The 22,346-nt window shown below is 34.5% G+C and carries 19 protein-coding genes and 1 other RNA gene; 6 read left to right on the forward strand and 14 right to left on the reverse strand.

The features are described from left to right. Positions 1–13 precede the first annotated feature (13 nt). The 8 genes from MKY76_RS18760 to MKY76_RS18795 all read right to left on the reverse strand — a co-directional run bounded on the left by MKY76_RS18760 (position 14) and on the right by MKY76_RS18795 (position 8,993). Entirely contained in the window at positions 14–1,093 is a 1,080-nt protein-coding gene (locus MKY76_RS18760) for a hypothetical protein (RefSeq protein ID WP_342556973.1), read from the reverse strand. After that, positions 1,093–2,175 carry a hypothetical protein gene (locus MKY76_RS18765; RefSeq protein ID WP_342556974.1) on the reverse strand — a complete coding sequence of 361 codons (1,083 nt, stop codon included), beginning with the start codon at positions 2,173–2,175 and terminating at the stop codon, positions 1,093–1,095. Before MKY76_RS18765 ends, MKY76_RS18760 begins: the two co-directional genes overlap by 1 nt. 15 nt (positions 2,176–2,190) lie before the next feature. Then, a complete protein-coding gene (locus MKY76_RS18770) occupies positions 2,191–3,654 on the reverse strand; it encodes a restriction endonuclease subunit S (RefSeq protein ID WP_342556975.1) in 1,464 nt (487 codons plus the stop codon). A 30-nt stretch (positions 3,655–3,684) separates the two neighbouring features. Beyond that, positions 3,685–5,568 carry an N-6 DNA methylase gene (locus MKY76_RS18775; protein ID WP_342556976.1) on the reverse strand — a complete coding sequence of 628 codons (1,884 nt, stop codon included), beginning with the start codon at positions 5,566–5,568 and terminating at the stop codon, positions 3,685–3,687. Positions 5,569–5,582: 14 nt separating this feature from the next. After that, the gene (locus tag MKY76_RS18780) at positions 5,583–5,942 is read right to left on the reverse strand and encodes a hypothetical protein (RefSeq protein WP_342556977.1); all 360 of its coding nucleotides are present in this window, start codon (positions 5,940–5,942) and stop codon (positions 5,583–5,585) included. A 103-nt stretch (positions 5,943–6,045) separates the two neighbouring features. Next, entirely contained in the window at positions 6,046–6,693 is a 648-nt protein-coding gene (locus MKY76_RS18785; RefSeq protein WP_342556978.1) for a hypothetical protein, read from the reverse strand. A gap of 15 nt (positions 6,694–6,708) precedes the next feature. Then, positions 6,709–8,622 carry an N-6 DNA methylase gene (locus MKY76_RS18790; protein WP_342556979.1) on the reverse strand — a complete coding sequence of 638 codons (1,914 nt, stop codon included), beginning with the start codon at positions 8,620–8,622 and terminating at the stop codon, positions 6,709–6,711. Between the two features lie 50 nt (positions 8,623–8,672). Next, positions 8,673–8,993: a DUF2325 domain-containing protein gene (locus MKY76_RS18795; RefSeq protein ID WP_342556980.1), complete on the reverse strand. Its 321-nt coding sequence runs from the start codon at positions 8,991–8,993 to the stop codon at positions 8,673–8,675. A 308-nt stretch (positions 8,994–9,301) separates the two neighbouring features. On the opposite strand from MKY76_RS18795, the gene MKY76_RS18800 reads away from it, so the two are divergent. Both MKY76_RS18800 and MKY76_RS18805 read left to right on the forward strand, forming a co-directional pair. After that, positions 9,302–9,505 (forward strand): hypothetical protein, encoded by a 204-nt coding sequence (locus tag MKY76_RS18800; protein ID WP_342556981.1) that lies wholly within the window; start codon positions 9,302–9,304, stop codon positions 9,503–9,505. After that, positions 9,439–9,873 carry a hypothetical protein gene (locus tag MKY76_RS18805; RefSeq protein ID WP_342556982.1) on the forward strand — a complete coding sequence of 145 codons (435 nt, stop codon included), beginning with the start codon at positions 9,439–9,441 and terminating at the stop codon, positions 9,871–9,873. The genes MKY76_RS18800 and MKY76_RS18805 overlap by 67 nt, the downstream gene beginning before the upstream one ends. Positions 9,874–11,793: 1,920 nt before the next feature. Here the strand turns inward: MKY76_RS18805 and MKY76_RS18810 are convergent. Continuing rightward, positions 11,794–12,402 (reverse strand): hypothetical protein, encoded by a 609-nt coding sequence (locus MKY76_RS18810; protein ID WP_342556983.1) that lies wholly within the window; start codon positions 12,400–12,402, stop codon positions 11,794–11,796. A gap of 485 nt (positions 12,403–12,887) precedes the next feature. Between MKY76_RS18810 and MKY76_RS18815 the strand changes: the two genes are divergently transcribed. The 3 genes from MKY76_RS18815 (at position 12,888) to MKY76_RS18825 (ending at position 15,794) form a co-directional block, all read left to right on the forward strand. Continuing rightward, entirely contained in the window at positions 12,888–13,100 is a 213-nt protein-coding gene (locus tag MKY76_RS18815; protein ID WP_342556984.1) for a helix-turn-helix domain-containing protein, read from the forward strand. Between the two features lie 23 nt (positions 13,101–13,123). Further along, positions 13,124–14,302, forward strand: a complete 1,179-nt coding sequence (locus MKY76_RS18820) for a site-specific integrase (protein ID WP_342556985.1) — start codon at positions 13,124–13,126, stop codon at positions 14,300–14,302. A gap of 325 nt (positions 14,303–14,627) precedes the next feature. Next, positions 14,628–15,794, forward strand: coding sequence for a site-specific integrase (locus tag MKY76_RS18825; RefSeq protein ID WP_342556986.1), 1,167 nt, complete (start codon positions 14,628–14,630; stop codon positions 15,792–15,794). Positions 15,795–15,939: 145 nt separating this feature from the next. On the opposite strand, the gene ssrA is transcribed toward MKY76_RS18825, so the two are convergent. The 5 genes from ssrA to secG all read right to left on the reverse strand — a co-directional run bounded on the left by ssrA (position 15,940) and on the right by secG (position 20,853). Further along, positions 15,940–16,295: a transfer-messenger RNA gene (gene ssrA / locus MKY76_RS18830) on the reverse strand. 344 nt (positions 16,296–16,639) lie between these two features. After that, positions 16,640–17,107 (reverse strand): SsrA-binding protein SmpB, encoded by a 468-nt coding sequence (gene smpB / locus MKY76_RS18835; RefSeq protein WP_016994795.1) that lies wholly within the window; start codon positions 17,105–17,107, stop codon positions 16,640–16,642. A gap of 71 nt (positions 17,108–17,178) precedes the next feature. Further along, entirely contained in the window at positions 17,179–19,653 is a 2,475-nt protein-coding gene (gene rnr, locus MKY76_RS18840) for a ribonuclease R (RefSeq protein ID WP_258860342.1), read from the reverse strand. A gap of 37 nt (positions 19,654–19,690) precedes the next feature. Beyond that, positions 19,691–20,437, reverse strand: a complete 747-nt coding sequence (locus MKY76_RS18845; protein ID WP_004228103.1) for a carboxylesterase — start codon at positions 20,435–20,437, stop codon at positions 19,691–19,693. Positions 20,438–20,625: 188 nt separating this feature from the next. Next, positions 20,626–20,853 carry a preprotein translocase subunit SecG gene (secG, locus tag MKY76_RS18850; RefSeq protein WP_004228101.1) on the reverse strand — a complete coding sequence of 76 codons (228 nt, stop codon included), beginning with the start codon at positions 20,851–20,853 and terminating at the stop codon, positions 20,626–20,628. 205 nt (positions 20,854–21,058) lie between these two features. Here secG and MKY76_RS18855 point away from each other — a divergent pair, with 205 nt between their 5' ends. After that, complete coding sequence (locus MKY76_RS18855; protein ID WP_342556987.1) at positions 21,059–22,306, forward strand: DUF5050 domain-containing protein; 1,248 nt, start codon at positions 21,059–21,061, stop codon at positions 22,304–22,306. The last annotated feature ends 40 nt before the right edge of the window (positions 22,307–22,346 follow it).

Genomic DNA, 22,346 nt, shown 5'->3' on the forward strand with positions numbered 1-22,346 from the left:
AATTCAACACTCCTTATCGATGAATATCAAGTTTTAATAACTGATACTCTCTTTTTCCCAGATACCCCCTACCATGACGAGGTTGACCGGATTCATGTGCGACTATAGTAAATAGTCCTTTGTGCATACCATTTGTTACATAAAAATCAACAAATTTAGATAGATCTTTTTCCCAAGTTGGATAATGTTTTTTTAATACTTGTTCCAAAACAGGTTCAAGAGGGAAAAAACCTCGATTATCTGAAAATAAATGAATATTCTCTTTTAAAGTACCTAATTCATCTACTGTCTCTGTTTCACAAATAGTAAATAATGAATCTAAATCATCAATATCAGTAGCTATTTTTCTTTGATTCAATATAACTTTTCCAACTTCCACTTCATAAAACCAATCAAGATAATCAAATAATTGCATTGGAGAACGCATAAAAGCTGTTAGATTGTTAATGGCTGGTTCTTTTCCGCCTGAGCCAATAAAAGACCAACCTTCTTCTAATTCAATTTCCATCTCTCCTAAAATCTTTATCCACTCACTACCTAATGCTGGAACTTTAAACGTCTCTAGTAAACGATTCATATCATTTTTTTGAGGATTACTGGCGAATGGATGATATGACATACCTTCTTTTTCAAGTTTCCATTTTCCAATAAAATCTATGGAAGTACCACCTGTTTTAAAATAACCACCATTTAAAAGTAGATGAATGATTACTCTAACTCTTGGCGAGAAACGAAGTAACTGTTTAGCTAATCTCAGTTCCCATCCGTTATTATTTTGATAGGAAGTTACAAGGTTTTGTGCATCCTCAGTTAAATGTAAATAACCCTCTTTTCTTTCTAGCAAGTAGACACCTTTAATTTCAAATTGAGCCGTACCTTCAAAATACTCATAGCCAAGTAATCCGAATAACTCTTTTGAACGGTCTAATTTTTTGTCCTTTTCAACCACATCTTTGTTTAGGTATTTTGCTGCTATTTCCTTCATTGATTTAGCTTCTGTTTTTTTGGGAATTCGAGATAAATGTTCACACCATAATTCAAAATTCCCCGATTCAATCCAGAAGCGTTCAATTGATAGGCGAATGTGTTTCATTATTTTTCCCTCAATCCATCAATCCATTGCTCTATTCTACTTCTTAGTTGTTTACTCTCAGCGATGAGCGGTATATAAATATTGTTATTATAAATTACATCCTCTACCTCCGAGGGTAAACGGTATTCTCCATCTACTATTGCCAATAATTTATGTTCTTTCAGATCCTTAAAAATGGTTTGTAAATTTTTTATTTCATAAGGAAATAACTGATACTTGCTTACCTTACAAAATTCAATTGCAAACTCATCAAAAGCTCCATAGCGATATTGCTGATGATTACTAGATGTTAATAAAACGTCTACTTCATCTCCTATTGCTTGAAAGCGAATAGCCTGTACTCCTTGTGCTTCAAAATGCTCACGTACGATACAACAAATAAATACAAATAACTTCCACGGGTAAGTAAAGAGTTGTTGAAATTGCGGCTGATCTATCTTACGTTCAGGAATGAAAGGTACTAACATATACAATGGTCTTTCTTTCAAAGGAGTAAGGGACAGATTAGTTGAAATCTTCCTCCCTTTTCCCCACTGATCATCTATTTTCTTTCCAAGTTCTATATCTTCTATCACATTTTCATGCTTATATGCTTGAACATGCGTTAAATAATACATTACGCGTTGATAGTGTGGAGGACCATCAAAGATAAACCTATTGAGATCTTGAAACTGGTGTTCTTTTAGTTTTAATCGATTATACAATCGCGCAATTAAAAAATGACTATCCTCTTTAATATCTGCTAATACAGAAATAGCATAGGCAGAAAGCTTTGTTAAGTTCCTTACAAAAGTTTCGATTCCTTCTAAATCCTCTGTCTCACTCATCTTTATAGCTGTTAAAAGAGCGACTTCTACTAAATATTTTTGATAGTCTTCCTCAAAACAGAAGAGGGATAATAAATAATCCTGTTCAGACCCGAATCTATGACCATAAGAAATCCAATTGTTTGTAATAATGTATCTATCATGTTTCAGTTCAAGTATATGTTGGTGCTTTAGAAATGACATTAAATGATGATACTCTATTTCACCGTAGTCATATAACCGTTTTAATAATTTATAATTGATCTTTTCGTCCAAAAAGCCGCCCCCCCATTACAAGACATTTTTGATAACAGATTCATCCAAATCCCCTTTAATTAGAGTTTCAATATCGTTCTTTGCGGATAATATTAGTTCATTAGCTTCTATAGCATTTTTATTTGCATTTTTTATTAAGTCATTCACCTTCTTACGTATTTCTAGAGGTACTATTGGAATTTTTAGTTCTAATACTGATTGGCGATTTAAAAAGTTAGTCCCACCACCACTATTTATAGAATATTTGATTTGAATTTGAATTAGCTTTGTTCTTAGAATTAAAGACATAAAATATGGCGGATAATCCTCTTTAAATTTCATTCGTAATAATGTGTAGTCAAAAGTAGCATTTTTCAAATCTTTATTTAAAACATCCACTTTCCCAATTGAAGTTGCCCCGTACATTGTTAACAGCACGTCTTCAGATGAAAGGAATTTATCATCTGGGATTGAATCGAGTGTATACTTTTCAATTTCTCCTAAAAATTCATTATTAATTGTTCCAGTGGATACCACTCCAACCCCCTCTTCTGAGTAATTTAACTGTGACATTCCTGTGTCATATGATAGAAGTAAGTTCATTAATTTTTCTGTTTTAAATTTATCAACCTTTTTAAGTGTATCTAAAAGTTCTGAATGATACGCCTTAGCATCTAAGCGTTCAAAAATATACTCAGTTGGTACGTAATTATAATTTGTTTTATATTCTGAATCTGTTTTCAATTTACCTGCGTGACCCTTAAAAAGCATATTTCCATCTTCAAATTCTAATTCTTTAGCCAATATTGCTTCAGCATCACTAATGAAACTCTTGGCTTCTTCACGTAACTTTTCCGCTTTTCTAATTTTATTTCCAATGTAATTTTGAATTTTAATATTAGGTAATGGAAACTGAATATTTCTAATTCTGTCCATATTAACTGTAGGTTGAGCTGATATTGTCTTTTCACGATCCATATAGACTTGACCTGTATAGGAATTCAAGTATACGCATAAAAAAGCACTATCAACATTAGAATTCTTTGGAGACAATTTACATACGTTTGGACCTAAGTGTAGTTTTTGATTAATATTTTCTAAAATTAATGCGGCGCGTCTGTAATGACCTGTATATGATAAAACTACATCATTATAATTTAATTGTGATCTAGTAAGTTCATTATGAAGCTTACTAGGAATTTTCATTGTTTTTTCTTCTTTAATGTCTAGATTACAATCTCCAACATTTTGACTCGTTATAGCAATAATTTCGCCATTTTTTAATGCTTCATCGGTAAAATACTTAGTATATTCAAATCCTGATAACTTGGTCACATTAAAATGTTCACCGATTACGCCAACATTTCCATTAATCATTTGAGTATATTGTTTAATAAATGTTGGGTTATAATAATATGAGTCTAATCTTTCTTCAAGTGCCTTAGTACCAATCCATACAATCGCAGGTAATTCATTAATAATTTTATTATTCACATCCATATTAATCCCCCCTAAACCTAACTAATTAAATTAATTAGTAATACCTTTTTTATATACATCCACAATTTTTAATAAGTCATTTCGATCATTACCCAACTGAACTTCTACTTTATTCCTAACATCAAAGCCTATTTCGTCTGCTACCGACATAAAAACAGGTCCTTGTTTTTCATTCTCATGTTCTTTTTTCTTAATATATAAGAATGAAGTTTTTGCCCCTGTACCTGATAATTGAAATGTGACAGTTGGAAGTGACACAACTGCTTTAACAATTGCTCTACCACCTTCAAATTCACCTGTTACTTCATTTTTCTTCCCCATTAAATATTCACGCACGTGTTTATAACCTGAGTTACTTAAAATTCCATCTGGTAGGACAATAATAAGTTGCCCACCGGGTCTTAGTAATTGTAAGTTGCGGTCAATAAAAAGAATAGCTTGATCTGTAGAATTGACTTCTTTCCATATTCCTTTAGCATTTGGCTTCGAACCTAAGCAAATACCATCTTTTTTCGGTTTACCTGTTTCATCAATCCCAGTACTAAAATGTCTAATAATATCTTTTCCTTCATCCGTTTTATTAGAAACTGAACCAGACCCAAACGGAGGGTTTGTTACAATCAAATCAAAACTTTCAGGTCTTAATGATTCAGTCATTAATGAATCAGTAACCCAAAATATTGGTGCTTTTGGTAACCCATGCATTGCCATATTTAAACGAGCTTTAAGAACCATGTTTCTAGTTTTATCTGCCCCAACAAAACTGTGTTCTTTCATTTGTTCAAAATGTTTTTCCATTTTTTCTTTCATTGTTCCAGTAAACTGAGAAAGCATATATTTTTTTACTGCTTCATAACCTTTAATTAAAAATCCGCCGGAACCACAAGTGATGTCTCCCATTCTAAATGTTGGTAGCCCTTTTTCATCAACGGATATTAATTTTGCGGCTTCTTTTGGATTCTCTGTTAAATCATGCATTACCATCTCAATCATTGCTTCTGTTACCTGTCTAGGAGTTAAGTAAGTAGCCTGACCAATTTTATTGTCATATTTACCACGCATTAGTACATCAAATAAACGCCCTAGTATATCCGAACTGACATTCTTTAAAGTCGCTTTTACACTATTTCCATTCTCATCTTCAAAGTAATCAAGTTCTTGAAAAGTTTCAAAAGCTGCGATAAAATTCGCCGGGTTTTCCAATCGAATATATTCATCCTCACTAAAGATAAAACATTCTTCACCAAGATCATTGACAGCAACATAATCTTCATGATTTTTTATTTCTTTAAAAGCATCTCGAATTTGTCTAACAGCTTCTTTTCCATTCTCTTTAATGTATTGATGTTTCAAAATATCAAAAATTCGTAGTCCCGTATTTTTCCCTTCTCTTAATACGTAATCGGGGTGATACAAGCGGAATGTCTCCATGAATAGCAATTTACTAAGTTCATCTATAGCTTCGTTTGTACTACTGATGTTATCAGCCCCACCCGGTCCATATAAACGTTCATGCAAATCATCAAAACGTTTTTGAAGAGTAGAATACATTTTTCTTGACCATTCATCCTGTTTCGAAAGTTGTCGCTTTTCTTTTCTAGTTACATCAATAACAGCTGGAATTTCTGCAAGAGGATCTGATTCAATACAGTCTGCATAATAATTAATTTCACCATTTGTTGCCCAAATAAAATCCGGGGCATCCTCATGGTATTGTGCTTCTATTAAAGCCGCATCTTGTACTTCAAAAGATAAATTTGCATCTTTTTCAAAAACTTTCACATAAACAATTTTGTCATCACCAGTTGCAAGAACAATTGTTGTTCCATCCTCTTCATGGGTTTCTGGTTCAGAAAATGAAACATACCCTTTCATCATAAGTTGTTCTTTTAATTCTTCAATTACTGCCTTCATTACGGGTTCCTCCCTTATTTTCGTTTCATTCGGATAATATTTTCTCTTGGCGATTCATAACGTCCAGTACTAACAGCTACTTCAATTACTTCATTATGGGACACAATCATATCATTCGGTAATTCAGCAATAATATTAGGATCAATTTTAGTCATTGGACGATTTTCTAATGCTCTTTCAATTGCTTCTTTTATAATTATACGACGATCATCAACTTTAACTGTCCATTTTCCCGAATCAATTTGATAAATATTTGGGTCCAGTAAACTATAAAGTTCAACTTGGTTTTCATTCCAATCTAGTCCATGCTCTTTTGCAATATTTACCAATTGCTCCGTGGTTTTAGGTGAGGTTAAATATTCATAGAAAATCATTATGGGTCACCTCCAAACTTAATTAACTAAACAATGTAATAATTTAACAATATCTAATTGTATTATATCAGTTCAACTTACTAAGACAGTCATTTTCTCCTATTTAATTCATCGAAGTTTCCCTTAATTTAAGAAATGATTTTGTAAGAGCTAAGACATCATCTTGAATCTTACATACATCCCAATTATCTTTAGCTAACCTTTTTCTAGCAGTTAAAGTAAAACCTACTCTTTCATTTTTCACTTCCCAATCATATGCAAAACTATTTTCTTTTGAGGTTACGAACAAAAGATTACTCATTTCTTCAATATATTGCTGGTGATTAAACCACATATTGGGTTCAATTCTTCCATGTCCATCACAGCTCATGGAAGTTTGAAATCCAATTTTATTTAACGCAAATACTAAGATTGCAATTCCGTAGTCTAAATCTAAAATTGACAAATCATTTCGTTCGTTATATTTCCACAAAGCTGGTATTAGAATTGTTGGATCATTATGCATCATATCTTCCTTTGATGTTGTCTCAATTTGCTTTAACAAGTTGGATGTTAAGGAATCCGAATTCACTCGAATTCCCTTTTCACCAACCTCAATAGACAATTGAAGGTGATTTAATAAACTTACTAGTTCTTCAAAGTTGGACTTGGAATACCATGAATCTAGTACTAATTCGCTATCCAAAATATCTACCCAAAAACCTCTTCTACGTATGCTATCTCTTAATTCCAACAGATTTCTTTTATTCATAAAAGTCATCCTTCCCTAATTTTTACGAATAGCCGATCCAAAACCTACATTTTGATAAGCAGAAAAGTATAGGTTCTTTCTTTCTTCATGCGCTTTACGGATGATGTCATCTGCTTTTTCTAGTTCGCTTATAAATTCAGATTGTTGATCAATTGATAACAAAGGAATCTCAATTGTTTTAATGTCATTAGGTGTTAAAACTGTCACAACCGTACCACTTTGATTTACCTCAAAAAAGTACTGACCTACCGGACTTTCTAAAATCCTTTTTACATACAACGGATTTACCTTATCGGATGACAATCGAATAATTATAAACATACTCGATACGAGAACTTGTTCCGTATTTTTAGGTACAATAGCGATTTTTTGTTGAGTCCCTCTACTAGATACAAGAATATCTCCGGGTTTTGCCGTTACGCGTTCTATATCTCTGGGCTGGATAGGAAACTTATCTATATTTTTGAATTGAATTTCTCCATCTTCAATGTCACGAATTTGAATAACAGGATATAACTCACCATCAGCATTCTCGATTTGTCTACGACTTGGTAGATTAACACCTCGTATTACATCTGCAATCTCTCTGATTGGAACAAGATTTTCCGTTTCTGTTTCATATTTTTTTCGATTAAATAAAACCTTACCGAATTCGGTCTCAAGCTCGATATTTACAAAGTATAATGAAGGATTTAAATCAAACTGATTCTCTTCGATTTCTTCCACTGCAACTATTCTTGAATATCTTTCGATATTCTCGAAACGCTCTAATACATCAACGATTCTATCTACATGTTCTGGCATTAAGAATTTTTGTGTTCTTGTTCGTTCATAATCTCCTTCAGCATTGATAAATTGTACTTTCCCCTTTTTCTCATTCGGCTTATTTTTATTTAAAATTAGAAGAGCAACTTGTATCCCTGTTCCAACAAATAAATTAGAAGGTAAGGCAATAATACTTTCAATTACATCATCTTTTAATAAAATTGAACGAATTTTTCTTTCTGCAGCTCCCCTTACGAGGGTTCCAAATGGCACAACTAAAGCAGCTTTTCCAGTATTCTTTAATGAAGCAAGTGCGTGTAGAATAAAAGCGTAGTCACCATGAGCTTTAGAAGGTATATCATATAATTCAAATCTTCCATAAGGGTCATTCACAGCAAATTCATAGCCCCAGTCTCTCACTCCGAAAGGATAATTCATTAATACATAATCAAATTGCTGCGTACGCCCATTTTCTATCCACTTTGGATCTCGAATCGTATCACCATAATGAAGATTACCCTGTACTGGGAGAATTTGATTTAAAAATAAATTTAGTTTACCAAGTACAAATAGCTCTGGATTCAATTCCTGCCCAAATACAGTTACTTTTTCATTATTATTTGTTGCGTTCCCATAAGCTTGAACGAGTATATTGGCTATTCCTGCTGTACCGTCATAAATACTGCCATGTAGAGGTTTTATTGATTCAACCATTAACTGAATTAATCCGTCAGGTGTAATTTCAAAGCCCTTTGCTTCGTTAATGAATTCTTTTAAAATGTTATTGAAAAACGAAACAATTATTTCTTTACTTTGGTATTCATCTTTTGTTAGACCGTATCTTTCAAATAAAACAACTAGTTTGTAAAGATCCTTCTCATCTATCATTAAAAATGAATCGTTTATAAATACTCCCAATAAAGATGGTTCAAGTTTTTCCATCTCAAGATAAAGTTCATTAAGTGTACTTTTCACAGCACTCCCAGCATTTTTTACATCTTCTCTTGTCGCAACTTTTGAAAGTGAACCTTTATATTTTTCTATCTCCATTGCTGCATAAATAGAGTGTATTTTCCCTACTTCACTGATTAAAGTAAAATCGATTTCTTTTTTACTAAATTGACTCTCTAATTCATTTACAAATTCCATTGTATTTACCACCATATTTTACTCCCCCTAAATATCTTGTTAAAGTATTTTGAATTCCTTTTTTATTATGAGGCAAAAAAAGAGACTTTATTATTTAATAATTCAACTGCAGAATTGATCACTTCAGAAAGCCCACGATTTCTTGGATAAGCAACGGGAACCGAGTACTTCTTAGAAAGTTTTTTCACTTCCCACATGGTATTATGAGAACAAGCTGATTGAATCAAAACTACGCAATCAGCTTTCTTAACCAACTTTTCAAATACTGAAGTACTTTGTCTTTTTATTATACCATTATGAAATAAGATATCCATATTTCCTTTTTTCTTACCCATTACTTCATAGCCCTTTTGATTAAATCCACCAATTATAAGAACTGTACTCATTTCGCCATTACCTCCTTTTTAGTTATGCATTTTCTTTGTTGATTACCTCTGTGTATATAATATAACACTTACACAAATTCTTGTAAAGGGTATTTTGAATTCTTTTTAAATTAAAATTAAATTCCTTATAGAATTAACACCGAAACTATTATTGCCTGTTCTAAGTGGGAGAGACCAAATGTTTAGGACATTTCTTCCTACACATCCTGAATAAATATAAATATTAATATTTAATCATCTTCTCCCCTTCGAATTAAAAAATCCTTCTATTATAATATTTAAAATTCGAAAGGATTGAAAATAGGAAAATGAATTTAACAATCGCACAATATAAAGCACTATATGAAGAAATGTTAGAAGTAAATGAAGAAAATATACAAGGGATGTTTTTTGTATCTACTGAAGAGGAACTTAAAGTACTGGCAATGCAGTTTTTAATTAATAAGTGGAAAAGAAAAATTATTACGAAGAAGATGCGTACTACTATGAAGATGCCGAAGATGTTGTATTAGAAATACGATGGAAAGGCGAAGGGTTATACACATTTTGGGGACTTGATTTTACGGGTGAGTATACATTAGCACACATCACGGAAATCTTTGATGCTGAAACTAATGTGAACCATTTAATCTTTCTAGAAAACGAAGAAGAAATAGAAAAAAGGAAAAAAGAATTGTATTCCTCTTATGATTCTAGCTATATCTATGCTGTTTGGAAACCAATAACTTTAAAATTAGTAGATGTCCTGTATTTAGACGAAGAACTAGATATAAACAATAATAAACATTTGTTTTATTATGCAGTCACTGAAGTAAGTGAATTAGATTATTATAATTTTTATGATTTTCTGAGACATTCAATACTGGAATCTAGTAGATAATATATTAAAAACAGTGGGCATTTCAATTCTGAATCCACTGCTTTTTCCTTATTAGAAGTCGAAAGAAATTATTAGTTTATTATTCAAACGTTGAGCCAATAGAACTTCATTATTTGCCTTCAAACTTCTAGTTTCTTAAACATTCTAAGTATGAATCTATTAGTAATATTCAATTAGTTATATAAAATTTGGAAATATGCATCTTCTAAGAAATTTTAGGGATATTTTCTAGTCATACTTCAATTTCACGTTTTGATATATCACTCTTAATATGTCCTCAAAAATGGGATGAAAAAGCTAATAATAAAATTACCCTAATAATATGTAGAGAATAAGAAGTAAAAAAAGTCACTCTTATTAATTATTGGTTAACTTGCATCAAAAATGAGTTCATTTGAAAAAGTAATCTAAATATGTCCTCAAAAATGGGACGAGAAAGCTAATTAATAAAAATATCCCTGAAAATATGTAGGGGGAATAAGGAGAAAAGAAGTTACTTTTTTAAGTATTGGTTAACTTACACCACAAATGAAGACATATAAAAAAAGTAGTAGCTAATTAGACCTTAAAATGAAGACATTTGAAATTTGGCTTTTATTTCGCCCTAAATTTGAGGACATTTGAAATACGGCTTTTATTTCATCCCAAATTTGAGGACATTTGAAATACGGCTTTTATTTCACCCCAAATTTGAGGACATTTGAAAAGTCTATGTCTGTTTTCACTTAATAAAGTATGAGAATGAGTATAAATTATGTCTCCCGCAGTATTTGCAAAGAATTTAGTTTTTTGGGCGCGGCGAAAAACATCCTTATCTGCAAGGCTTGGTTCTTATATTCGCATAGTCATGTAGAATAACAAACGCTTTATTAAACATTAAACAGAATATCTTCACATGACGTATATCGGTCATCACTTCTATTAAAAACATCCTTATAACCGAATTCTGATCTTTTTACATATTTCCCGTACTAGACCTAATTTTTTTACATTTTTTCCGAAATAGACTGACTTTTTACTTTTTTTCCGAACCAGACCTAACCTTTTTACATCTTTTCCAAACTAGACCTAACCTTTTTACACTTTTTCCGAACTAAACCTAACCTTTTTACATTTTTTCCGAACTAGACCTAACCTTTTTACATTTTTTCCGAACTAGACCTAACCTTTTTACATTTATCCCCTACTAGACCTAACCTTTTTACATTTTCTCCGTACTAAACCTTACCTTTTTACATTTTTTCCGAACTAGACCTAACCTTTTTACATTTTTTCCGTTCTAGACCTAACCTTTTTACATCTTTTCCGAACTAGACCATACCTTTTTACATTTTTTCCGAACTAAACCTTACCTTTTTACATTTTTTCCGAACTAAACCTTACCTTTTTACATTTTTTCCGAACTAAACCTAACCTTTTTACATTTTCTCCGTACTAAACCTTACCTTTTTACATTTTTTCCGTACTAAACCTAACCTTTTTACATTTTTTCCGTACTAGACCTAACCTTTTGTATATGCGATTATTCAAATGTACAATAACGCTCGTTTAACCGAGTACATTTTTTATTCCCACAGTATATTACAACTTTACTTGGATAGGCGAGCATGTTTGGTCAGCCAGCCCTTGTAATTGCAGGCTTTTGGCTGACCAATAATGCTAGTAGAGGTCTCCATGTCAAGTTTTAATTATTCATAAACATGTATAGTGAAACACATTTAAAGCGAAAGTGTACATGCTTAGACAAGCAAAATGTACATTTTGATTCAGACATTTATAACCTTTTTATATATTTTCCGAACCCGATCTAACTTTTCTGCAAAATCACTGAACTTAGACCAAAAAGTTAACTTTTGGAGCGAACAAACGTTTAGCACACAAGTTCCTATATATTCCGATAGTAAAAATTATAATATGTTATTATCGAAACGTTGAACCAATATAAAAGTTTTCTATCACTTTACCATTAGATAATAAGATTTTAGTTTCAACCTCATAAGAAGAAATCACGTGAGTTAAAATTAATTCTTCACTCCATTCTTTAGCTAAGGAAGACAACATATTTTTTACTTCTTCTTCTGTTAACTGGCTACTATCAATACTGTAAACGATATCCCCCACTTCAATTGACAGGTAAGAAAATACTTCTTCTTTTATATTAACTTTGCATTTTTCACGTAACACATCTAGTTTTGATTTATATTCTTGCTTAATTGTATTTGAGATGATTGAATATTGTTCATCTACTAAAATTCGTTTATTTCTGTCGTTTATATGAGAGTACTTACTGCTTTTCCCTTCTTCTGATTCTAAATATGCATCAAACGCGTTTTCAATTTTATCCTGCATTTCTGTTAACAATGCGCGGTAATTGATTTTTTTAAGATTTTCTTCATACATACGTTTTGTCTTACTTTCAATATAACAAGTTTGCAGGTACTTATATTCTGCTTTAGTACTTTGATCTAATAGGACCGCATGTACTTCCACTCGTTCCACGGGATTAATTTGTAAGATTTCATTATTCATAACTATCATTCCTTCAAGTTTTATTGAGCTAGCTAGCATACTTCTATTGTAGAACGGTTATCACAATAGCGGAAATGAGAGTTTGAAAGTCCTTTTTACAATATTAAATTAAATAATAGTTTCTTAAATATATCCTCTGAATTATTCCACCTTCCACTCTATGTATCTCACTACCATAAAAATTAAATTCTACTTTTTTTGAAAATGCTATTCGAATATTAAAATTTACACGCTATTATATTTGCACATTCGCTTAGCAAATGGTTCAAGTCTTTCAAAAAACCTTTTAATTTTCTTTTGAAACGCTATTTGAATATTGAGAATCACAAGCTATTATAATTGCACATTCGCTTAGCTAATAGTTCAAGTCTTTCAAAAAACCTTTTAATTTTTTTAAAATGCTATTCGAATATCCGAGAACAGTAGCTATTATGTTTTATGCTTGCAAGCACACAAATCATCATGAACTGAAGGGAGATATATTAATGCCAAGTAAAAATACAATAGAGGAAACAGTAGAAACAAACAATTTTAAAGGTGAGTGGATGGATTTAAAGACAGCTGCTGCCTATTTAAATGTCTCATATAAAACTTTAAGAACTTTTCAAACAATTGGTTTAGAAATTGTAGAAATCGGGAGAATCCGTAGAGTTTCTAAGACCGCATTAGATGAATTTATGAATAATCATACTATTTAACAAAAAATCGGGGGTAAATTAATATGACAAATAAATCAAAATATCATCCAGCAATTAAGGAATATCATTTAAAAGACGGTTCTAAATACTATCGTTTCACAGTTTATTTGGGCGTCGATTCGTATACAGGAAAAGATAAAATTGTAACTCGTAGCAAATTCCCATCACTCAAAGCAGCTCAAGTAGCAATTGATAGACTAAAGTATGAATTTAACAACGGCCAAAAACCAGAAGATTTGCGAAAAACGTTTTCAGATGTGTATGAAGAGTGGGAGGTGACTTATAAAGATTCTGGGGTTGTTATGAGTACTTATTCAAAAACGGAAGGCTATATTAAAAATCACATTCTACCATTCTTTGGACACCTGAAAGTTTCTAAAATTACTGTTCGTCATTGTGAACAATTTGCTTCGCAACTTTCAAAAAAACTAAAGTATTTTCATCATATTATTAATTATGCAGCGGATGTTATGAACACAGCAGTACGTTATGAATACATTAACTCAAATCCATTCAGTACCGCTAAAATCCCTAAAGAATCCGTGCATGAAATTAGTGATAATTATCTCGATGTTGAAGACTTTAAACTGCTAAACTCTCATTTAGCTTCTCTAGATACAATGGTGCAGGCATTATTACGCGTACTGATGTTTACAGGCATTCGTAAAGGTGAACTATTGGTATTAACATGGTCAGATATTAATTTTAAAAAGAAGACACTTGCTATTCGTGAGGCATATTCTTATTCCAAACATAATAACGGAAATAATGTTGGTCTTCCTAAACCAAAAGTTAGCCGTAACATTTTACTTGACGATGTTACAATAGATATTCTAAAGCAATGGAAACAAGACCAAGTTTTACGATTAACTCAGCTTGGAATCAAACTTAATAAACCATCTGACCAATTAATTTTTAATAACTCTGTTAATAGCTTCTTAAATTCGTATTATCCAAACGAACAGCTTATAGAGGCAATTGAGAAATTGAATATCAAGTTTATTACTGTGCATGGTTTAAGACATACTCATGCAACACATTTAGCCGAAGCTAGTGCAGATTTTGCTGGAATTCAAAATAGACTTGGCCATGTAGTGTCTAAAAACACTACTGGAAAATATTACTTACATGTGACTAATACAATAAAACAGAATACTCTGCAGTCTTTAATTAACTATTATAAGGACCATGACATTCAATAATTTTTAAAAGAAAACGAAATTTATAATAAAGGATTAAAACAAGATAATATTCGAGAAATTACTAAGGAACAACTATTAATGCTTTGCTATGATCTTTATTTACTTGATGAATTTAAATTAGAGTTAGAAATTGAAAGATCTAATTCTAAATAAAAATAAATCAGTAAAAAATCAGATGAACCGCTATGGAGTATCAAATTACTCCCAAGCGGTTATTTTTTTGCTATTCTCTTCTTTGCCAAAGCTAATTCCATCAACTAAGCTTAAATTGTAGTAAATTTTGCTACACCTCTATGTCTCCGTAAGCAAAAGACTGGAGGAATATATGACAACTATTAAAAGTTACCAACTCAAAAACAAAGAAACGAGATACAAATTTCACGTGTACGTCGGTGTAGATCCTTTAACTGGTAAAGAACAAACGACAACCCGAAGTGGATTTAAAACGAAAAAAGAAGCTAAAGAAGCCCTTATTCAAATCCAGCAAGAAATTCGTAATGGTACTTTTCGTAAACAGGCCGTTGAATCATATCGTGACGTTTATGAATTATGGATGAAACATTACGAAAATACAGTTGAAGACAGTACATTGTTAAAAACGAAGCGGATTTTTAAAAATCATATTTTGCCGATGTTTGGTGACTATAAGATTGCCAAAATTGATGCAGCCATTTGCCAAAAGCATGTAAATCAATGGGCAAAGAAGCTCCAGCGTTTTCGTATGGTTAAAAATTATGCTGCGTTAGTCATGAAATACGCAATCAAACATGGTCTAATCGATAAAAACCCCTTTGAGCTTGTAGAAATGCCCATTATCAAATCAAAAATCAGCTTAGATGATGAGGATGAAGAGTTTGAGAACTTCTATTCACTTGAACAATTGATTCAATTCTTAAATTGCCTAGAGCAAGATAACAATTTAAAACGGACTACTGTCTTTCATCTTCTTGCATTTACAGGGATGCGTAAAGGTGAAGCTTTTGCACTTCAATGGAAAGATATTGATTTTGAGTCGCAAGAAATCCGAATCACTAAAGCTGTAAAACGTGGGGAATCTGGATTATATTTAGGCCCTACCAAAAATGGTGAGTCTCGAACAATTAAAGCTGATGATAAAACGATGAGTCTTTTTAAACTATGGAAGAGTGAACAGACGGAAATTTATAAAGAAAAAGGTTTTAATACAACTACTAAAAAGCAACTAGTATTTCCAAATGAACATAATGTGTTACAAGATCCAAATAAAACCGTCCAATGGCTTTCATCATTTCTTCAAAAGTATGATCTTGATTACATTACAGCACATGGTTTACGTCATACCCACTGTTCCTTACTATTTGAAGCAGGGGCAACCATTAAAGAAGTACAATACAGACTTGGTCATAGAGATGTAAAAACAACATTAGATGTCTATGCTCACGTTACGAAAAAAGCGAAAGCAGAAACAATCGATAAATTTACAAACTTTCTACATGAGCCTGATAGCGATTAATTTTCTAACAAAGGATTAACAAAGGTTAATAAGGTTTTTAATAAGGTTTCAGTCCAATTCAGGACAACTCAAAGGCATTAAAAAGTGCCACAAACGTTGATAAATCAACATTTGTGACACTCCATGAAATTCAGTACATTTCACTGTATGGAGACGGCGGGAGTCGAACCCGCGTCCAGAAACTCCAATACTTCAGCTTCTACGCGTGTAGTTTGCCTATTTACGATTCACGTAACATTATGCCGACAAACAGGCGTCCTGTACGCTAACCTGGAAATCTCTTGCCGATGACTCATGTGGCACCATCGACCGTATCCCACTAAAGTTGGGCCCCACGTTCTCTACATGGGCGATAGAGAGGCAGAGCGCTTACGAGCTTACGCTGCGAAAGCTAAGTTTTGTTGTTTGCCAGTTATTATATAACTGTCGTTGATGACGGAGCCGAGCCCTCCGACGCGCGACCAAAGCTTGAACCATCCCTGTCGAATCCGTAACGTCCCCTTGAATATGAAGCGAAGCGGCTTGGCCTCGTTCAAACAAAGAGCTAGAATTGCTTCTAGTACGGTGGGAGCTTAAAAGTACGCTTCCATGAAATCTGGCAATCAGTAATACATATTATAAAACAAAATGAGAGAGAGTTCAAGTGTACCGCTTTAATAGAAAAAATTGGCTTAGCTATAAATACTATCCGTCAGATTAAGTCTGCTATCCATCACTTTTGCAATGCTATCCACCACTTTTCAACCTCTATCCGTCACTTTCGCCATTCTATCCGCCACACTCACTCGCCCCACCCAACAACGAAAAAACTCACCGCTATTCGCAGTGAGCTTTCTCCAAATCTATTAAAATTGATTTTTTGCCTTGAAGGCACGTTCCATCTCGCGTTTGGCTTCTTTTTTGCGCATGTCGTTGCGCTTGTCGTAGTCTTTTTTCCCTTTACCGATGCCAATTAGGAGCTTGGCGTAGCCATCCTTGATGTACATTTTCAGTGGAACGATTGTGTAGCCGTCACGTTTTACGGCACCGACTAGCTCGCCGATTTGCTTTTTGTGGAGCAACAGCTTGCGGGTGCGTAGTGGATCGTGGTTGAAACGGTTGCCTTGTTCGAATGCGCTAACGTGCATATTGTTGATCCATGCTTCGCCATTACGGACGCGGACAAAGGAGTCTTTCAGTTGGACTTTGCCTGCACGGATGGATTTGATTTCTGTACCTGTTAGGACCATGCCTGCTTCGATTGTTTCTTCAATGAAGTAGTCGTGGCCTGCTTTTTTGTTTTGTGCTAATACTTTACCAGAACCTTTTGCCATATCTTTCACCCTCTACTTAAAAGGTTGAGCTTAAGCGAAAGCACCCTTTCAATGGATACTTTCGCTTAGGCTTATTTACGTTTTGTTTTTTTCTTTTTGCCTTTTTTGGCAATGCCCTCATAGAACTTTTGCTTTTGTTTCACGCGTTTTTTAGGACCTGGGCTTGAGTCATCTTTGCGGCGTCCACGTGGATCACGGTCGCTTTCGCGTCGTTCACCTTGCTTTGATGATGAGCTACGAGTTCCACGGTCATCCTCTTGACGACCGCCTCTACGATTGCCACTACGTCCGCCTTTTTCCTCATCACTGCGTGTGCTTCGGCGACTGCGTCCACCTTTGTTATCGCTGTAATTTTTACGTGCATGGATAACAGTTGGTGCTGCTTTGCGTGTTCGTCCATATGAAGTTACCATTCCAACGATTTCAAAGTCAATGGATGACTCCTCAATAATGACATTTGCCACACGAACTGTCACTTCATCACCAATACGGAATTGGCGATTAGTTCGTTCACCGATCATAATCATTTGACGATCATCGAAGCGGTAGTAATCATCTGTCATATTGCTAATATGGACAAGTCCTTCGATGGTGTTTGGTAGCTCCACGAAAATACCGAAGTTTGTAATGGATGAAACAATTCCTTCGAATTCTTCGCCAATTTTGTCGGACATATATTGTGCTTTTTTCAGTGCGTCTGTATCACGTTCTGCATCAACAGCACGACGTTCACGCTCAGATGTATGGTCAGCAATTTCATCCATTGCCATACTCCACTGTGCAACGGTTTCTCTCGATGTATCCTTGTTAATTAAATACGTACGAATTAAACGGTGTACAACTAAGTCAGGATAACGACGAATTGGTGATGTGAAGTGTGTATAGAAATCCGTTGATAAGCCAAAGTGTCCAAGACTTTCAGGATAGTACTTCGCCTGCTGCATGGAACGTAAGAGCATCGTTGAAATAACAGGCTCCTCTGGCATCCCTTCAATTGCCTTCAATACATCCTGTAATGCCTTAGGATGAACGGTATTACCAGTACCTTTAATTAAAATACCGAAGTTCGTGACAAATTCAAAGAAGCGTTGAAGCTTTTCAGGCTTTGGATCTTCGTGAATACGGTATAGAAACGGTACATTCATCCAGTGGAAGTGCTCTGCCACTGTTTCATTGGCAGCTAGCATGAAGTCTTCAATTAATTTCTCCGCTACTGTTCGTTCACGTAATTCAATATCAACTGGCCATCCTTCTTCGTTTACGATCACCTTGGATTCTTTGAAGTCAAAGTCAATGGCTCCTCGCATTTCGCGTTTACGGCGTAAAATACCAGATAGCTCAGCCATGTTTTTAAACATTGGAACAAGTGGCTCATAGCGTTCAATTAGTGCCTCATCCTGCTCCTCTAAAATCTTGTAAACGTCCTTATACGTCATACGCTCAGTCGTTTTAATGACACTTTGGAAAATTTCGTGTGCAACCACATTACCATTCGCATCAATAATCATTTCACAGGATAGTGTTAAACGGTCAACCTGTGGATTTAATGAACAAATGCCGTTTGATAAGCGATGTGGAATCATTGGAATGACACGGTCTGTTAAATAAACACTTGTCGCACGATCGTAAGCTTCAATGTCAATGACTGAGCCTTGCGTTACATAATAACTTACGTCTGCAATATGTACGCCAAGCTTATACGTACCATCTACATTTTTTGTTACGGTTACAGCATCATCTAAATCCTTTGCATCTGCCCCATCAATTGTCACAATCGTTTCATGACGTAAATCACGACGACCTACTAAATCGGCCTCGGTAATTTCATCGGGCACGCGCTGTGCAGCAGCAATGACTTCATCAGGGAATTCAGGTGGAATGTCATGCTTATATAAAATGGATAAAATGTCCACACCTGGATCATTTTTATGCCCTAAAATTTTTGTAATATAGCCTGTAGCGGATTTTAAATCCTCTGGCCATGTTGCTACCTCAACAACAACCTTATGTCCATCGACAGCTCCTAATGTATCTCCTTTGGCAATAAAGATATCCATTGGTAGCTTTTTATCGTCTAGGACAACAAAGCCGAAGCCACGGTTAGCCTGAAATGTGCCGACAAAGCTTGTTTGACCGCGCTCAACGACCTTTGTAACCGTACCCTCACGTCGATCACCAAATGATTCCTTTAAAACACGAATCAGAACGATGTCTCCGTTAATGGCACCGTTAATTTCATGCGGCGGAATGAACACATCATCCATGCCCTCGACATCAGGTGTCACGAAGCCAAAGCCCTTCGCATGTCCGATAAATTTACCTCTTAGCAAATTCATACGCTCTGGTAGGCCATAGCGATTGGAGCGAGAGCGTACAACTAAGCCCTGCCCCTCCATGCGGACAAGTGTTTTCACAAGCTCCTTGAACTCCTCCGCATCCTCAAAGCCGAATTCATCCTCGATTTCACCGACGGTTAGTGGTTTATAATCATCTTTGCTGAAAAAATCGAGTAAACGACTTTGTAGTGTATCTTTTTGATCTTTCATACATATTCCCTCCTTCATGAGAAAATCCTATTTATAATTATTGTGCCCAATTTAGGCTTTCTAAAAAGCGATAAATGTCCTCATGTAATTGATCTTTTTCTTGATCTAATGTAATAACATGTTTTGAGTTTTCATACCACTTGATGTGCTTTTCAAGTGACTCAGTTTGATTATATATAATGTTGGCAGATTCTGTCTCTATTACTTCATCATTTGTAGCTTGTACGACGAAAATAGGCGCGTAAATCATGTCAATTTCTTGACGAGTGCGAGCTATAAATTCTCGTAGCTGCTGTAGAGATGGCATGCCTTTGTCAGCAATGCTTGCAACTTCAGCTTCAATTTGCTCTTCCTGTTTCCCTTGGAACTTTTTATAGTCCCTTGCATATTTCAAGACACCCTCAAACATAACGTCGGTTGTACGCATTGTCATAGGGGCACACATTGTCACAATTCCTTTAACAGGATTATTTAATGCAACGTTTAATGCCATAACACCGCCTAATGAAAGGCCAGCAACGGCTATTTCCTGATAGCCAGCATCCTGTAACTGTTTGTAGGCGGCAATAACATCCTGCCACCAGTCTGCTGGACCTGTTGTGATTAGTTCTTCTGGTTCCACACCGTGACCTTTATAGTGAGGTGCTAATGTAGTATACCCTTTTTTCTCTAAAAATCTACCAAGCATTCGTACGTCTGCAGAGCTTCCTGTGAAGCCGTGTAATAATAAAACAGCACGTGGTCCTGCCTGAAAGAAAAATGGCTGTGATAATGATTTGTTCACTGTAAGCACTCCTTCATTCTAAAACACTTATACATACTATACCCATTCTCGTCATCTCAATGATGCCCAGCGGATGACATTGGTTATTGCATTACCATTCATTTATTACTCCAGAGAGAGAATTTACCATTTAACAATGATAAAAGAAAACGCCCAACCAATTCGGTTAGGCGATATATCTTCAACTATTAGATTTTTGTAATAGCGATTGCTAATAAAAAGAACACTATAGCTAACACAATTGTTGCACGGTGAAGGATTAAATCCATACCACGTGCTTTTTGCTTTCCAAATAGTTGCTCAGCTCCACCCGAGATGGCACCTGATAAGCCTGCACTTTTACTAGATTGAAGTAATACCACAACGATTAACGCTAATGATACGATAACTAATGAAACTAATACTACTGTATGCATTCACTGCACCTCCCGAACTTTGAAACATCACAACAGACTACATTATAACAAAAAAAGGTTACGATGACAAACTTCGCTTTATGTTTTGCTGGAAAATTTCCGCCTCATGCTTCCATCCTTGTCGACTTATGCTACTATTTGTGGATGTCACTCCCTATAAATTAAATTATAATGGCAAAAATGAATTTTTTTGGAGGGTGGGAAAATGAATAAAAAAATAGCAGCGCTGCTTGTGCTATGCTGCATGATTCCGTTTCTTACTGCATGCTCAAAGGCCATTGACCTACTTCTTGAGGAAGAGGATGTAACAACTACGACCTTAGCAGAAGAAACAGAGAATGATATGAAAAAGCCAGAAAGTAAAGCGTTATCTGCCTCTTTTTCACCTAATGATCTTTTTTCAACCTCATTATTTAAGGAAGATCCTGCCTTACTACAATTCACTAAAAAAGTCGAAAAACAAGTAGCAAAGTTTGAACAGCACTTTGAAGTCCCTTATACCGGGAAGCTACACTTCGAAGATTTTGAGGTGCAGCTGAATGACTTAAATAGCCTGCTTTCTTTCGTTGATCCCTATACAGCTGGTTATTTTCTTACTTATGAATGGACGGCTTGGGAAACCGAGGATGGCTATTTGGTAGAGTTGTCGATTGATTACTTAACAGATGCCAAAAAGGAGCAAAAGGTCGATCAATATGTAGAGGCTTTTGCTGACCAGTATATTACTACAGATATGACAGATTTTGAACGTGCTAAAATCATTAATGATACGGTCGTACAGTTAGCCACTTATACAGAACAAGGCTCTACTGAGGGACAAACGGTTTTTGAGCTGATAGACGAGGAAACTGCGGTATGTCAAGCCTATGCTCTACTAGCTTATCGCCTACTATTAGCATCGGATGTAGAAGCTAAATACGTATATGGCTATAGTGAGGATCAGCTGCATGCTTGGAATTTAGTCAGTATCGATGGCAATTGGTATCATCTTGATACAACGTGGAATGACGTGGATTCAGCGGAGCCTTATGCGATTTCCTATGAATACTTTTTAGTCAGTGATGAAAAACTAAGCCAAGATCATTTATGGGTAAATGAAAATTATTTTACTGCTACAAATAACAATTATGATTTTATGCATGATATGTGGTATGCCAATACTGTGGATGATGTGATTTATTATAATAGTATCAATGATAATATGGTCTATTCCTATAATTTAGACACAAATGAAAACAATCAAATTACAGAAACGGCATGCTATTATTTAGCTACTTATGATGATTCCATTTATTGCAGTGACTATGACAATGCCGGTTATTTAACAAAAATTAATGTCCAGGACGGCTCCGAAGAAGTCTTATTTGAAGATGAAGTCCTCAATTTGTACATTGAAGAAGACATTTTATATTATGAAACAATTGATGGCGCACAACATCAGGAAAATTTGTAATGCCCCAAAAGAATCTGTGTGACATTTACACAGATTCTTT

Origin of the sequence: Lysinibacillus sp. FSL P4-0201 (assembly GCF_038593425.1) — a bacterium.
GTDB classification, from domain to species: Bacteria; Bacillota; Bacilli; order Bacillales_A; family Planococcaceae; genus Lysinibacillus; species Lysinibacillus capsici.